The sequence below is a fragment of the Shewanella sp. SW32 genome (assembly GCF_025653365.1).
In the GTDB taxonomy this organism is placed as follows: Bacteria; Pseudomonadota; Gammaproteobacteria; order Enterobacterales; family Shewanellaceae; genus Shewanella; species Shewanella oncorhynchi.
Map to the genome: position 1 here is coordinate 90,923 of NZ_JAKKSJ010000021.1, position 14,751 is coordinate 105,673.

At 46.0% G+C, this 14,751-nt stretch carries 12 protein-coding genes; 6 read left to right on the forward strand and 6 right to left on the reverse strand.

The window, feature by feature from the left end; genetic code table 11:
- Positions 1 to 10: 10 nt before the first annotated feature.
- A complete protein-coding gene (locus tag L5M28_RS13940) occupies positions 11 to 505 on the forward strand; it encodes a phosphatidylglycerophosphatase A (protein ID WP_263140216.1) in 495 nt (164 codons plus the stop codon).
- A gap of 152 nt (positions 506 to 657) precedes the next feature.
- Here L5M28_RS13940 and recN read toward each other — a convergent pair whose 3' ends face one another.
- Together recN and L5M28_RS13950 are read right to left on the reverse strand one after the other, a co-directional pair.
- Complete coding sequence (gene recN / locus L5M28_RS13945) at positions 658 to 2,316, reverse strand: DNA repair protein RecN (protein WP_131523581.1); 1,659 nt, start codon at positions 2,314 to 2,316, stop codon at positions 658 to 660.
- A gap of 128 nt (positions 2,317 to 2,444) precedes the next feature.
- Positions 2,445 to 3,407 (reverse strand): AEC family transporter, encoded by a 963-nt coding sequence (locus L5M28_RS13950; RefSeq protein WP_263203646.1) that lies wholly within the window; start codon positions 3,405 to 3,407, stop codon positions 2,445 to 2,447.
- A gap of 290 nt (positions 3,408 to 3,697) precedes the next feature.
- Between L5M28_RS13950 and lldR the strand changes: the two genes are divergently transcribed.
- Complete coding sequence (gene lldR, locus L5M28_RS13955; protein WP_105251752.1) at positions 3,698 to 4,597, forward strand: LysR family transcriptional regulator LldR; 900 nt, start codon at positions 3,698 to 3,700, stop codon at positions 4,595 to 4,597.
- A 21-nt stretch (positions 4,598 to 4,618) separates the two neighbouring features.
- Here the strand turns inward: lldR and L5M28_RS13960 are convergent, their stop codons facing one another.
- From L5M28_RS13960 to barA, 3 genes are all read right to left on the reverse strand, one after another.
- The gene (locus tag L5M28_RS13960) at positions 4,619 to 4,852 is read right to left on the reverse strand and encodes a DUF3319 domain-containing protein (RefSeq protein ID WP_131523583.1); all 234 of its coding nucleotides are present in this window, start codon (positions 4,850 to 4,852) and stop codon (positions 4,619 to 4,621) included.
- Between the two features lie 142 nt (positions 4,853 to 4,994).
- Positions 4,995 to 5,594, reverse strand: a complete 600-nt coding sequence (locus tag L5M28_RS13965; protein WP_028761381.1) for a YjaG family protein — start codon at positions 5,592 to 5,594, stop codon at positions 4,995 to 4,997.
- A complete protein-coding gene (gene barA, locus L5M28_RS13970; RefSeq protein WP_105251754.1) occupies positions 5,569 to 8,370 on the reverse strand; it encodes a two-component sensor histidine kinase BarA in 2,802 nt (933 codons plus the stop codon). The genes L5M28_RS13965 and barA overlap by 26 nt, the downstream gene beginning before the upstream one ends.
- A 100-nt stretch (positions 8,371 to 8,470) precedes the next feature.
- Here barA and rlmD point away from each other — a divergent pair, with 100 nt between their 5' ends.
- Positions 8,471 to 9,823: a 23S rRNA (uracil(1939)-C(5))-methyltransferase RlmD gene (gene rlmD / locus L5M28_RS13975; protein ID WP_028761379.1), complete on the forward strand. Its 1,353-nt coding sequence runs from the start codon at positions 8,471 to 8,473 to the stop codon at positions 9,821 to 9,823.
- A gap of 152 nt (positions 9,824 to 9,975) precedes the next feature.
- Positions 9,976 to 12,183: a GTP diphosphokinase gene (gene relA / locus L5M28_RS13980; protein ID WP_263167089.1), complete on the forward strand. Its 2,208-nt coding sequence runs from the start codon at positions 9,976 to 9,978 to the stop codon at positions 12,181 to 12,183.
- 434 nt (positions 12,184 to 12,617) lie between these two features.
- On the opposite strand, the gene L5M28_RS13985 is transcribed toward relA, so the two are convergent.
- Positions 12,618 to 13,490 (reverse strand): LysR family transcriptional regulator, encoded by an 873-nt coding sequence (locus L5M28_RS13985; RefSeq protein ID WP_198572906.1) that lies wholly within the window; start codon positions 13,488 to 13,490, stop codon positions 12,618 to 12,620.
- Between the two features lie 99 nt (positions 13,491 to 13,589).
- Between L5M28_RS13985 and L5M28_RS13990 the strand changes: the two genes are divergently transcribed.
- Positions 13,590 to 14,201 carry a LysE family translocator gene (locus L5M28_RS13990; protein ID WP_198572905.1) on the forward strand — a complete coding sequence of 204 codons (612 nt, stop codon included), beginning with the start codon at positions 13,590 to 13,592 and terminating at the stop codon, positions 14,199 to 14,201.
- A 409-nt stretch (positions 14,202 to 14,610) separates the two neighbouring features.
- The coding region (locus L5M28_RS13995; RefSeq protein ID WP_263203650.1) for a transposase family protein at positions 14,611 to 14,751 on the forward strand (141 nt) is incomplete at its 3' end.

Below are 14,751 nucleotides of genomic sequence, written 5' to 3' on the forward strand. Positions count from 1 at the left end.
GAGCATGTTAATGAAATGGTTGTCAAAGGATCAGGTGCTAACGCGCCTGTCATTAAAAAATCCTGTCCACTTTTTGGCACTCGGTTTTGGTAGCGGACTCGCCGCTAAAGCACCCGGTACTTTCGGTACCTTAGCAGCCATTCCCCTCTACTTATTGATGGCGCCATTACCGCTCACTTGGTATATCGGCTTAACCTTATTGAGCGCATTTGCGGGATTTTATATCTGCGGTAAAGCCGCTCAAGATATGGGGGTACACGATCACGGTGCGATTGTGTGGGATGAAGTGGTTGGGCTACTGATCACTATGATAGCGGCACCAGCAGGTTGGGGTTGGTTGTTAGTCGGCTTTGGTCTATTTCGCTTTTTCGACATTATCAAACCTTGGCCTATTCGATGGCTCGATGCCAAAGTTCATGGTGGCTTTGGCATTATGATTGACGATGTCTTAGCGGGCGTGTTTTCGTTTATTTGTCTGCAAGGGCTAGTCTGGTGTGTTAGCTAACATTATCGCTAACCTAACATGATAGTTAACCCGGCATGTTAGTTAGCATGGCCAACAACTTCCCTTAGTTTTTGATATAGCTCCTTAGCTTTTTATATTGCGTGTGTAGATTCAAGCGTTTAGCGACCTCATTCGTTATTTGAACCATACTACTATTGCAGCAGTTCCCTTGCGTTCGCTAGGGTATTGCTGGTGATAGTATCACCACCTAACAGTCTTGCAAGCTCTTGGATACGCTGCTCACGATCGAGCGATTTCATTGTGGTCTCAGTACTGCCTGCCTTATTAAATTTATCGACGAACATGTGTTGATGACCATTGCCCGCAACTTGCGGCAAGTGAGTCACGCACAGTACTTGGGTCGATTCCCCTAAGCTGCGTAACATGCGGCCCACCACTGCTGCGGTGGGGCCGGAAATCCCGACATCCACCTCATCGAAAATTAATGTCGGTGTGGCAACTTTCTTCGCGGTAATCACTTGGATCCCTAGCCCTATCCGTGAGAGCTCACCGCCAGACGCGACTTTCGAAATCGGTTGCAAAGGTTGGCCAGGGTTAGTGGTTACCATAAATTCGATATTGTCACTGCCATTGGCTGACATTTGCTCGGGGTGGAAATTGACTTCGATCGTAAATTTACCCTTAGGCATATTCAGTTCGTGGATTGACTGAGTCACCAGTTTGTCGAGTTCTTTAGCATAGCGGGCTCGGCTTTGGCTGAGCTTTTGCGCATTGCTAAGATAAGCGGCTCTACTTGCCTCGACTTGAAGCTGAATTTCTTCAAGTTTACTTTCATCACTGTCTAAGGTGCTTAGCTCAGCCTTTAATGCTAAATGATGCTCGGCCAGTTTATTCGGGCTAACATGATGCTTACGCGCCAGTTGCATGGCTTTTGATAGCCGTTCTTCTAAATAGGCAAAATGGGTCGGATCGAGTTCAAGCTTACTCAAATAGTGCTGCAATTCGCCGGCACTTTCTTGCACTTGGATTAAGGCATCATTGAGCATAGTGTTGATATTGCTTAATGCAGGATCGTAGCTTTGCAGATCTTCGGCGAGGGAAACGACTCGATTGAGCAGCGACTCTATATTGTTCTCTTCGCCCTCTGTGAGTATATCTAAGCTCGCCTGACAGGTATCAATCAACTCAGTGCCATTGGCCAGACGTTTGTGCTCTTGCTCAATCTCATCGAACTCATCAACTTTAAGATCAAACTCATCGAGTTCTTCTACTTGATATTGTACTAATTGCTTACGGGCAATACGTTCATGCTGGGAGGCTTCGAGTTGCTTTAGATCGGCCTCAATTTGCTTGCAGCGTTGAAAGCTAGCGGCAACCGTATCGATAAGCAATCTGTGGTTGGCATAACTGTCGAGCAGGGTGAGTTGATGTTCACTTTTTAACATTGCATGGTGGGCATGTTGGCCGTGAATACCAATAAGCAACTGACCCAGTAATTTTAGCTGCGTCAGCGGCACTGGATTACCATTGATGTAGGCGCGTGAACGGCCATCGCTACCAATAGTCCGACGTAGAATGCACTCATCATCGAGTTCAAGATCGTTATCTTCTAACCAACGTTTTGCCAGTGGAATATCATCCAAGGAAAAGCGGGCGCTGACCTCGGTTTTATTGGCTCCGGGACGAACACTGCTGGCATCGGCGCGATTGCCTAGGCATAGGCCTAGCGCATCGATGGCAATCGATTTACCCGCACCGGTTTCACCTGTGATGCTGGTCATACCGGGGCGAAAATCCAGTTCTAAAAAACGGACGATAGCGAAGTTATTAATGCTGAGTTGGCAAAGCATAGTGAATTCCTGTCGAAAAACATACCAAACCACTGTATTGATAAACAGTATATACTGATTTTATATACAGTAAAGTGGCTTGGGTAAATAATCGGCATTATTGGTAGTAAATATTTTTAATTAACTGATTATGCATAGGTTCTTACTAAGCTTTCTAAGATAGGTAAACTGAAGAAAGTGACTAAGGTGCCAAATAGAATGCCTTGAGCACTGGTTGAAGCCTGAGTGTTATAACGCTGGGCGAGTAAGTACACGCTCGCCGCAGTGGGCAGTGCGCTCAAGATCACGCCCATGATCAGGTAGTCACCACTTACGCCAAAACGGTTAAGCATAAAGTAGACGAGTGCCGGTTGGATAGCCAGCTTGAAGAGGTTGATAAGGCTCAGTTCGATAAAATTCTTGGGGCTAAATACGCTGCTATCTTTCTGGTAGCGCATCGCTTTGGCGAGTACCATGCCGATAGCAAATAGGGCGCAGGGGCTTGAGGTATTGCCTATTTGCTGGATCATTAGCGCCAGCCCTGACGGTAGTTTTATTTCTAGCGCCGAAATGCCGACGCCAATTAAGCTACCAATAACAATAGGGTTTTTACCGACCGCCATTGCCATTATGATTAAGGCGTGGTGTTGTCTTTGGGTGTTAGTGGCCAGTTCCATCGAGACTAAGGCGACGGCAAACATCAGCACGGATAATAAGCTGGCAATTGCCGCGGCGACTAAGGCACTTTGCTGCTGCGGAAAGAGGATGATTAGCAGTGGAATACCAATAAATGCCGTATTGCCAAAGGTGGCATTGAGGGCTCGAATGGCGGCAACCGCATGCTGTTTAGGGTTAGCGATCAGCGATAGCCCAAGGCAGACAAGATAAGTGATCACCATAGCTGTGCTGTAGCCCGCAATAAATCCCCATTGCAAAATCTCGCCAATCGGCTGCTGCGCGAGGGCGATAAGCATGATTGCAGGGAATGCAATATAGTAGACATATTGGTTTAGCACTTGGTCCGTATCGACGGGCAAGAGTTTTAGTTTTTGCACTAGTGTGCCGAGCAACATGATCCCGAAGACGGCAAACAGAGGGGTTAAAATGGTCATTTCCCTCACTCATCCTTACGATTAAATTTGAATAAACTCGCCCACCGTCATCATTTTACTGTTGCTATGATTCTTGGTGGCCAGAGTTACAGCACTTGCTTCTTTTTATGTCACTTTAGAGCCAGATTTAGCGCCAGCGCAGTAAAACTCACCACAAAATAACATACCATTTCAATCTAAGGCTATTGCGCTATGGTCGTATAAGTGAATAATTCAAGGTTTAAAACACAATCACTTAGTGAATTTAGCGTTTTAACGTCAATACCCAATATGTGAAATTAGGATATGCAATGAGTGATGATTTAGGCGCTGAACTACAACTTGTCTATCTTTTTGTGCATTTAGTCAATGCGGGCAGTTTTTCGCAGGCGGCGAAGGAGCTTGATATGCCCATTGCCACAGTGAGCCGCAAGTTAGCTAAGTTGGAAGAGAAGCTCGATAAACAGCTTTTTATGCGCAGCACCCGCAAGTTGCGACTGACAGAGGAAGGGCTGGCGCTCTTTCAACGTTACCAGAGCGTGGTTGCTCAATTCGATGAGCTGAGTGGGTTAGGCAGCGATAAACCCGAGGGTACCCTGCGCATCGCGGCGCCGATTTCGATTATTTCCATCGTGTTTATTCAAGCATTAAATGAATTTGGCCGCCTATATCCCGATATCCGTTTACACATTTCCCAGAGCAATGAGTTAGTCGATTTGATCGACAAAGGCATAGATGTGGCGATTGTTGGCGGGGCTCAGCCTGATTCTTCTTGGGTGTCGAGTACCTTAGGCGAGCTCGACTATTGCCTGTTTGCCACACCAGAATATTTGGCTCAGGCGCCTAAACTTGAGCATCCCGATGATCTTGAAGCCCATCAACTGATAAAAGTCTGGCCGCTGTTTAATTGGCATTTAAAGCATCCAAGCGGCGAGTCTTTTTATTTTAATGGCCCGACTAAGCTCACCCTCACGGACTTACACGGAGCGATTCAGGCTACTTTAGGCCATGGCGGGATCTTGTATGGTCCTGAACTATTTGTAAAACAGCAGATTAAAGAGGGGAAACTTAAAGTATTACTGCCGGAATGGATTGGCGAACAGAGGCGAATTTCGATTTTATATCATCAGCGCAGCCAGCAGCCGCTAAAGGTAAGAGTCTTTATTGAGTTTATGCAGTCAAAGGCGCCAGAGTTATTTTCTATGCGTTGATTTATTGAGGAGAACTGATTTTTAGCGTCTTTTAGGTTTTACGGTGTTTTTGCTCATGGTGTTTTGAGTTTGTTTTGCATCTTGCAGGCTGGAGCGTGTCGCGGGCAGTATGCCGAGTTCTAAGAAGTATCCCACTAAACGCCGCAGTTCGAATAAAGAACCGATACGCTGTTGATCTTTGATGGTCAGTTTCCAACTGTCGGTGCGTCCTTCGCTATTGGTTAAGATAAATCCTTGATAAACAATCTTTCTCATTGGAATAACTCAATCTTTATTGATGCTATTTATAGCAACTGGATATCTTTGACGGGATTCGTTGGTGAGGGTGTAAAACGATGATCCCTTTCTTATTCTGCATGGATAATAGGTGCTTGAGTAACCCCAAGCACCTCATCAGTTAAGCGACGCTGATACCGATATTTGATACGCCAGCTTCGATAATGTCTTTGCGTAAGCCTTTGACCAGTTCCGCTGTGATCTTCGGATTTTCTTCAATAATTTCCAGCAGAGAATTTTGTAATTCTTTCTCTTCTTCCATGACTTCATGGGCGAAAACGAAATCATCTAACGCTTCATCCACCAAATCGACATCGCTGATCGCTTCGATATAGTTAGCCACTGTGCTGGATGACAATTTGCTGATATTGACTATGTCTTCTTCAATTTTGCCTTGAATCGCACCCAGTAAGGTCGATATGGCGACCACTGCATCCATAGCAGGGTAGACGCCATAGGCTTCAAAATCAGCAGGATCTGGGGTGTTATCTTCCAGGCGTTGCAGATGCACATCGACATTGAATTTGAGCTTGGAGTCGTACTGGGATTGCCACAATAGTTCTAATGCGGTACTCAACACAGTAGGATCGCCAAACTCACAGACTTCGGAAAACAGTTGATAGTTGGGCAACATACGTTGGCAAAGTGCAGTGGCAAAGAGTTGTTTTTGTGGCAGTGTTAACGCCTTGAGACGTTTAAAGAAGCCCGTTTTTTTGGTCATCTGTTATTTCCGCTGATAGCTGTGATATCACTTGATTTGCCGCAGATTCTACCTTAGTTAACTCATCAAGTAACTCTAGTATTTCGGGTTCGAGATCTTCAACCGATGTTTCACGTTTTAGTGCCGATTCAATTTCTTGGCATAACCTTTGTGTGGTGGGCACGCCGCAGTAGCAGCTCGCACCATGCAGCTTGTGGATAGTACTGAGCATGACTGGGTGATCGTTTTGACTTAGCGCCGTTTGAATCGTCGCCACGGTTTGCGGCAATGAGTCGAGCAACATTCTAAGCATATCTAAGGCGAGATCGGCCTTGTGATTGGCTTGGGTTAAGCATAAATCCCAGTTCAGCGTATGCAGGTCAAAATGGGTGAACTTAGGTCGAGTGATCCAGCGATGAATAATGTCTTTGAGCGCCGCTTCATCAATAGGTTTAGGTAAATATCCGTCCATACCACTGCCTAAAATCAGTTCGCGTTCTTCGGCAATGGCATGGGCTGTCACGGCAATTATCGGCGTGTTGCGGTTCATCGAGCCTTGGCGAATTTGCTTCGTGGCGCTAATGCCATCTGTGCCAGGCATTTGGATATCCATAAAGATCAAGTCGAAGGTGCGAGTCTTCGCCTGTTTAACTGCCTCATCACCGCTGTTGACGGCAACCACAGTCGTCACTAATTCGCTGAGTAAAGTATCAATCAGTTTTAAGTTGGCAAAGTTATCATCTACCGCTAGCACGGTTAAGGATTGGCGAGCTACCGGTGTGGATATTGTCGCAGGGGCTATGATGTCGTACTCCATCGGTGGATAGAGTAAGTTGCGCGCAAGCTGATGCTCACTGACTGGCAGAGACAAGACCACATCGGCATTCGGGCGAATAAATTGGGTTAAGGCATCCTGTTCTTGGCAATCGTATAGCACTATAAGGCAATCTGTTTTGGTCTTCGCTAAGTTTAGTGTACTTACCAGTTGTGCTGAATCGCTAAACCCATGGCAACTCAGGAGAACATAGTCGTATGGCGCTTCAGCCGTGGTGAGCGTAGTCAACAAGCTTGGAATATGCTGATGATGGGTGACTTTTGTATCCCATTGATTCAATTGGCGGCTTAATACTGCGTGGGTGAGTACTCGCGGTTCGTAAAACAGTATGGTTTTGTCTTTGAGTTTTTCGAGCGGCAGTGAGTCACCGATTTGGAATTGGCCTAAGCCGAGCGGCAAACTGAACCAGAAGTTTGAGCCTTTTTCTGGGGATGAAGTAAAGCCGATTTGGCCGCCCATTTGATTCACTAAACGTTTAGTGATCACTAAACCTAAGCCGGTGCCACCAAAGCGGCGCGAAATCGACGAGTCTGCTTGGCCAAAGGCTTGGAATAAAAAGTCCTGCTGGCTTTCATCGATGCCGATACCTGTGTCGACCACATCACAGCGCAGTACCACTTGTTCATCCGATTGGCTCTGCAGTTCGATTTTGACCATCACGCTGCCAGAGTCAGTAAATTTAATCGCGTTACCAACCAAGTTATTGATGATTTGGCATACGCGCATGGCATCGCCATTGACATTGTCGGGCACGTTGGGGGCGATATCGACGACGAGTTCTAGGCCTTTGGCCTGTGCGCTGCCCGAGATCAAGGTAATAGTATCGCTTATGGTTTCCCTAAGGCCGAAGGGCATGTTTTCTAACACCATTTTACCGGCTTCGAGTTTAGAAAAATCGAGAATGTCGTTGATGATACCCAGCAGGTTAGTGGCACTGCGTTCTATGGTCTTGATGTAATCGACTTGGCTCGAATGCAATGGTGTTTTGACTAATTGCCGCGCAAAACCGATAACGCCATTAAGCGGCGTACGTAACTCGTGGGACATATTCGCTAAGAATTCTGATTTAATTCGGCTGGCTTCTAGGGCGCGTTTTTTAGCTAAATCCAGCTCGACGTTTTGGATTTCAATCTGCTCTAAGGTTTCCCGCAGATCCGACGTAGCTTGGTCGATATTTTGCTGCATCTCATCATGGTATTCCGATAGCGACCCCGCCATGGCATTGATACCGCGTTTGAGTAAGTCCAGCTCACCAATCAAGTTGCCATCTAAGCGGGCGTCTAATTTACCTTCACGGATTTTAGCGACGACGCGCACCATTTCAGTAATGGGCTGAGTGACGTTTTTCACTAGCCGGAAAGTAAATAGCAGGTTTAACTGCACGCCGATCAACACGATAATAAAGGCGGCGACTGCGGCTCTATGCTGCTCTAACAAGGCGCGTTCTTTATTGATTATTATCGAGATATAACCTAAAAGATGACCATCGTCTGTCTGGATATCGTAATTAGCGGGAGCAGCAATGGGGCCTGTGGCAAAAATGGGCGTCCGTAAAATAAGGCTGTCGTCCACATGTTCAATTTCGGTTTTATGCAGCGTGTTGAGGGCTTCTTTGTAGCGCATAATCTCAAAGTCTTTGTGATAGTGGGAGGTCACAAAGAGTTGATTATTGGCATCGAAAATCGCGATGGATTTTACTAAGGTGGATTTGTTGAGCTGCGCCGCCGCGAGTAAGCGTTTGGTCGCCTCGCGATCATTCGCCACTAAGCCGATCTCACTGGCAATCGACAGGGGCTCGATAATATTGCTGCCCTGTTCGACGAGCGTATCTTCGAGCTCATAAAAACGGTTTATGGTAAAGTAGCTGCCCAGAAGGATACCGACCAAGATTGTTGGCGCGAGCGCCAGCACAAGAACCCAAGAACGTAGGCTGTATTTGGTCATGTTGTTGACAGGGTTCATAGCAGCGGCGGTGTTTCCTGTGACAGAGACTAAGATAATTTTATAAGACTGCCAGAAAGAGGGCGGTCTTTGCCAGTATTTTATTGATTTAGAGGCCGAAATGGCGCAATTTTTTAAAGCAAAACCAAATAGTTCCAAACAGTTGTCGGCTAAGTTATCACTGAGCGTAGAACAGCTCGATCACTTAGGTGCTGGTATAGCACAACATCAAGGTAAAGTCGTGTTTATCCCTGGCGCTTTGCCCGATGAAACCGTGACGGTACAGCTCACCGAGCAAAAGAAAAATTATGCCCGTGCCAAGTTGATTAAAGTCGATTCATCAAGTCCTGAGCGCGTTGAGCCTGAGTGTCCACACTACCACACCTGCGGCGGCTGCGACTTACAGCATATGTCATTATCGGGTCAGCGTGAGCATAAAGAAGCCGCGTTGCTGGATATTATGGCTAAGTTTGCTGGCACTGAAGGCGGTGCTTTATCGCCCGCACTCACGGGGGAAGGTTGGCATTATCGTCGCCGCGCCCGTCTTGCAACTTTATTTGATAAAAATACCAAGCACTTAAGTTTAGGCTTTCGCGCCGCTAGTAGCAGTAATGTGGTACCAATCAGCCAGTGTCTGGTGTTAGCTAAGCCGTTATCGGACTTGATCGTCCCCTTTGCTAAGTTGCTGAACCAATTGTCGGCTAAAGCCAGCTTAGGCCATCTTGAGTTGATTGCCGCTGATAATGGTCACTTTGCCGTGCTGCGGATCACTAAGGCGTTAAACGATAAAGATCTTGCTAAGTTGTCAGTCTTTGCTGAGCTGCATCAGATCCATATTTGTCTGCAGGACAACGAAGGGCAATTCCAAGGCGTCGGCGCTGAGTTAGTGTTACCTGTTTATCAATTGCTAGATGAAAATGCGCAGTCGGATGCGGTGAGCTTAAGTTTCACCCCTGGTAACTTTGTGCAAGTGAACGGACAGATTAACAAGGCCATGGTCGCTCAAGCGATGGATTGGTTAGCGCCAGCACCTGATGAGCGCATTTTGGATTTGTTCTGCGGCATGGGTAATTTCAGTTTGCCCTTAGCGAAAATGGGCGCGGATGTGATTGGCGTCGAAGGGGTTGCCGAAATGGTGACTCAGGCACGGGTGAACGCGAAAGCTAACAATCTGGATAAACTGACCTTTTACCACGGCGATTTAAGTGCGGATTTATCCCTTGAGCCTTGGATGGGCAAGATTGATAAATTACTGCTCGATCCCGCTCGTGCGGGGGCATTTGAAAGCTTGCAATGGCTAAAGAAAATGAAGCCGCGCAAAGTCGTGTATGTTTCTTGTAATCCTGCGAGCTTGGCTCGCGATAGCGCTGTACTGTTAGAGCGCGGTTACCGATTACAGCAATTGGGACTTATCGACATGTTCCCACAAACACACCATATCGAAGCCATGGCACTGTTTGAATTAACCAAGTAATTTGCGCTGGCAAAGTAAGCAAAGCGTTTGAATAACGTAAAAAATGTGATTATTACGTCGGTTGGGTTTGACAAGTTCGCGCCAATGCTGAAGATAGGAGAGCTGAAGTGGTGCCCACTTTCTCTCTGAGCACGGATAAGGAAATAAATTAGATGGTCTCTGTTCGCGAAGCGCACTTTAATGATCCCGATTTTCACTTAGAAGATTGGGTAGCTCGCTATGTTGGTCATGCCGATGAAGCGCAGATGCTGCTCTCTTTGATAGGGCAGATTGACGCCTTACCAGCCAAGAGTCCTGCGGCGAAGAGAGAACTGCTTGAACGTGCTCGAGAGATGATTGAAATCCTCGCACCGCTAAACATGGACATTGAAACCCTGCAGGCGGCAATTTTGTTTGTGGTGCTCGATGCTGGGTTACTGACCGAAGAAGCCATCCAAGAGAAATTTGGTGAGCCGCTGGCGCGTTTAGTCGCGAGTGTCGTGACCATGAATGCGATTGGCGCCTTGAAAATCAATCCTAATAGTCGTTCAACCGAGCCTCAAATCGACAATATCCGCCGCATGTTATTGGCTATGGTTGAAGATGTGCGCGCCGTGGTGATTAAGCTTGCCGAGCGTGTGTGTTTGCTACGGGCGGTGAAAAATGCCGACGAAGAAACTCGCGTGCTGTTGGCCCGCGAAATTGCCGATATTTATGCGCCGCTGGCTAACCGTTTAGGGATTGGACAATTGAAGTGGGAGCTGGAAGATATTTCTTTCCGCTATCTACATCCAGATACTTATAAAGACATCGCTAAGCAATTAGATGGTAAACGACTGGATCGTGAAGTCTTTATCGACAAGTTTGTCAGTCAGTTGCAACAAAGATTAGATGAAGATCAAATTCGCGCTAAGGTCTACGGCCGGCCGAAACATATCTACAGTATTTGGCGCAAGATGAAGGGCAAGCACCTCAAATTTGATGAGTTGTTTGACGTGCGCGCCGTGCGTATCGTGACTGAGCGTCTGCAGGATTGTTATGGCGCGTTAGGTGTGGTGCATACGCTCTGGCACCATATTCCACGGGAATTTGACGACTATGTCGCTAACCCTAAGCCTAACGGGTATCAATCGATTCATACCGTGGTGGTGGGGCCTGAGGGCAAAACCGTTGAAATTCAAATTCGTACCCAAGACATGCATGAAGATGCAGAACTGGGTGTGGCCGCGCACTGGAAATACAAAGAAGGCAATCATTCCGGTAAGCAAAGCGGCTACGAAGAAAAAATTAACTGGCTGCGTAAAATTCTGCAATGGCAGGAAGACGTGGTCGAAAGTGGCAACTTGGTCGAAGAAGTCCGCAGCCAAGTGTTTGAAGATAGAGTCTATGTGTTTACCCCAAGCGGTGAAGTCGTCGACTTGCCACTGGGCTCAACCGTGCTCGACTTTGCCTATTACATTCACTCCCAAGTAGGGCATAAATGTATTGGTGCTAAGGTCGATGGCCGTATTGTACCGTTTACCTATCAGGTTGAAACGGGCGAGCGTATCGAGATCATCACCTCGAAACAGCCCAATCCTAAGCGCGACTGGCTTAACCCTAACTTAGGTTATATCCGCACCTCGCGTGCGCGTTCGAAAATCCAGCATTGGTTTAAGCAGCAGGACAGAGACAAGAATATTGTCGCCGGCAAAGAAATGCTTGAATCCGAATTGGCGCGGGTGAGCCTTAAAATTAAAGACGCGGCTATCGCGGTCGAGCGCTTTAATATGGCGAGCATGGATGACTTACTAGCGGCGATTGGTGGCGGTGATGTGCGTCTGCATCAAGTGGTTAACCATATTCAAAGCCGTCTGCGACTCGACGAAGTGTCAGAAGAAGATGCGGTCGAAGAATTAGTTAAGAAAGGCCAACATAAGCCGACCGCCAGTGGACGTGGTCAGGTTGAAGTCAACGGTGTGGGTAACTTGCTTAACCATATCGCCCGTTGTTGCCAGCCCGTTCCCGGTGATGAAATCTTAGGTTTTATCACGAAAGGCCGTGGCATTTCTGTGCATCGCGCTGATTGTGAACAAGTTAAAGAGTTAATGCGGGTTCACCCAGAGCGCGGTGTCGATGTGGTCTGGGGCGAAAATTACTCCGGCGGTTATCGAATGCGTTTACGGGTATTAGCCCACGATCGCAGTGGTTTATTGCGCGACTTAACCTCAGTGCTGGCTGCTGAAAAATCCAATGTACTGGCCATGAGTTCGTCATCGGACACTAAAAATCAGACAGCCGCGATTGAGTTGGAACTGGAGCTTTATAACCTCGATGGTTTATCGCGAGTGTTATCTAAACTGACCCAAGTCGATAGTGTGATCGAGGCAAGACGACTTTAAGACTAGCAACGCCTTTCGAAGCGAGCGATATCTAGAAGTCATCTAGAAGCAAGAGATAAAGGATTGGGGCGGTAGGGAGTGTTCATCGTTCTGAGCCATGGTTTGCGATGGCATTTGCTCCCCGACGCGTAGTCACTCCGTCCTTGGATGCTCGACCGCCACGTCCATGGGGCGGACGGTCGTCTCGCAAATCACCATGGCTCACCTTTCAAGTATTAGTGTAACCCGTAGGTTCAAAAACTAAGTCATAAGTATTCTGTTAAATTGTTCAACCTGATTAGACTTGAGCGAAGTCATTCGATTGAACATAAGAAACTTTTGGATATTTTCGTGTTACTACGAGATGGAGAGCCCTCTCTTTCAGATAACTTTTTCTACTCCAAACCACGCGAGTCGCCTACAAATAGCAGATCAAATTCACTAACCCACTACAATTACGAACTAAGAGTTTCAGGCTGGCATAAGGACATTGTCTTTTCTAACCAGTTTAAAAACTCCAATTCATTGCTTCCCAGCCTTTCTGTGTGGCTGAGCAGTACATAACGATGTCCAGATTGAGTAAATCCAAATGGAGCCACCAGTCTCCCGTTTTTCAAGTCATCGATTATCAGAGGATATGACCCTATAGCAGCCCCTAAACCGTCAACTGCCGCCTGTAAGCAGAAATAAAAATGCTCAAAGGATTTAGACTTATTGATATTAAAGGCATGTGTTGAACGTGATGACCAATCTGACCATGCAGAAGGTCTCGTTTCACTATGAAGCAAAACGATATCATCTAAGTTGTGCTGAGCTTTGTTCCAATATTCAGGCGAAAAAACAGGGCCAACCCACTCATTGACTAAGTTGTGTGTCGTATATTCTGGGCTAATATCGAAGTCATCACGCCGGATGGCTAAAGATAATCCTGTTTCACATAAATCCACAGGCCCTCCTGCTGTTGATAGTCGAACATCAATACCCGTAAGCTGGAAAAAACTGGCCAGCCGAGGCATCAGCCAGCGCATAGTTAATGTGGGCTCACAGGAAACTTCAAGATGCTTATTGCTTTCCCTCGTTAGCTTCTTAACTCCATTATCTAGAGCATTAAATGCAATATCAGTGTACAGCTTGAGTAGCTCACCTTCTTGCGTGAGACACATTCCTCTACCTTGTTTGTAAAACAGTAACTTCGACAAATGGCTCTCTAGCAATTTAATTTGCTTACTCACTGCTCCGTGAGTGATATGAAGTCTTTCTGCTGCCTTACTGTAACTCGATGACTCTGCCGTAATATGAAATACATAGAATGCTTTTAAATGTCTCATCTGTGACTTTTTCTCACATTTAGGATGCCTTTTTTTCGATTATAACTTACCAATAAATCTATACAATTATTTTAAAATCATGAACAGTTAGGATAGAAAATGGAGTTAATAAGTTTTGCAGTATTTGGGCTTTTAATCGTAGTAAGCCCTGGTGCTGACTTTGTTTTAGTATTTAAAAACAGTGCAATTTTTGGCAGAAAAGCGGGCATATTAACGGCTCTTGGGATAGGGATTGGTGTTTGTGTGCATATTACCTATTCAGTGATAGGGATTAGTCACTTAGTTTCTCAGAATGCGGTTTTATTTAGCATAGTGAAGTACATTGGTGCGGCGTATTTAATTTATCTCGGTGTAACAGGGTTAGTCAGTTCTAAGTTGAAATTAGACTATGAAAACTCAACAGACCAACCCACACATACTCGAAAGTACATATTTCAAGGTTTTTTGTGTAATGTATTGAATCCTAAAACAATGCTTTTCTTTCTAAGCGTCTTTAGCCAACTAATCTCAGCCAATAATGAAGGTATGTCTTTCGTTATTAGCTATGGCGTTTACATTGCACTTCTACATATGGCTTGGTTTTGTATAGTCGCTTACCTAGTCACATCTGTACAAGCGAGTCACATAATTCAAAAGTTTGGTCATAGAATTAATCAGGCGTGTGGTTTGGGTCTAATTGCTTTTGGTGCAACATTATCAATAAAAGCCTAAATTCCAACTCTCACATAATAAGTAAGTATTGTACTGGTACGCTAAATTTAGTCACTTAGATAGAGGTGTAATCTGTCTTTACTTCCATATTTTTGGAATGACTAAATGTAAGTCAAATTATCCTCTGCGCACTGAGTGATTAATCGGTCATAGCTCACAATGATGCAATAGCTTTTTAGCTAAACGAGCAGCGAGAGGGTTAGTTAAGATTGGCATTGTTGCACCAGTGACCTACTAAAACATGTTTTAGTAGAGCCCTCAGGGATGCTTCTTTTAAAATAAATAGGCGGCGAGTCACTGGGGCACAATGCAGGGCAAGATCACGAACATTTAACGCGCACTTTAACATAACTGATTGACCGCGATCTTCCGTTGTGATCAGATACTGGCTTTTACGCGGAGCCAGTTTATGAACATCGATATTTTTGCAGAGCACTTTTCAGAATTAGAAGACCCAAGGCAAGCATCTAAGGTCGTTTATCCCTTGTTTGACGTGGTGTTTTTAACGCTGTGTGCAGTTATCGCAGGCTGTGAGGGCTGGGAAGATATT

Coding starts and splice junctions, on each gene's coding strand:
- recN (WP_131523581.1), bottom strand. CDS start 2,316: ATGCTTTGCCAACTCAGCATTAATAACTTCGCTATCGTCCGTTTTTTA.
- L5M28_RS13985 (WP_198572906.1), bottom strand. CDS start 13,490: ATGAGACATTTAAAAGCATTCTATGTATTTCATATTACGGCAGAGTCA.
- L5M28_RS13965 (WP_028761381.1), bottom strand. CDS start 5,594: ATGACCAAAAAAACGGGCTTCTTTAAACGTCTCAAGGCGTTAACACTG.
- L5M28_RS13960 (WP_131523583.1), bottom strand. CDS start 4,852: ATGAGAAAGATTGTTTATCAAGGATTTATCTTAACCAATAGCGAAGGA.
- lldR (WP_105251752.1), top strand. CDS start 3,698: ATGAGTGATGATTTAGGCGCTGAACTACAACTTGTCTATCTTTTTGTG.
- relA (WP_263167089.1), top strand. CDS start 9,976: ATGGTCTCTGTTCGCGAAGCGCACTTTAATGATCCCGATTTTCACTTA.
- barA (WP_105251754.1), bottom strand. CDS start 8,370: ATGAACCCTGTCAACAACATGACCAAATACAGCCTACGTTCTTGGGTT.
- L5M28_RS13940 (WP_263140216.1), top strand. CDS start 11: ATGAAATGGTTGTCAAAGGATCAGGTGCTAACGCGCCTGTCATTAAAA.
- L5M28_RS13990 (WP_198572905.1), top strand. CDS start 13,590: ATGGAGTTAATAAGTTTTGCAGTATTTGGGCTTTTAATCGTAGTAAGC.
- rlmD (WP_028761379.1), top strand. CDS start 8,471: ATGGCGCAATTTTTTAAAGCAAAACCAAATAGTTCCAAACAGTTGTCG.
- L5M28_RS13950 (WP_263203646.1), bottom strand. CDS start 3,407: ATGACCATTTTAACCCCTCTGTTTGCCGTCTTCGGGATCATGTTGCTC.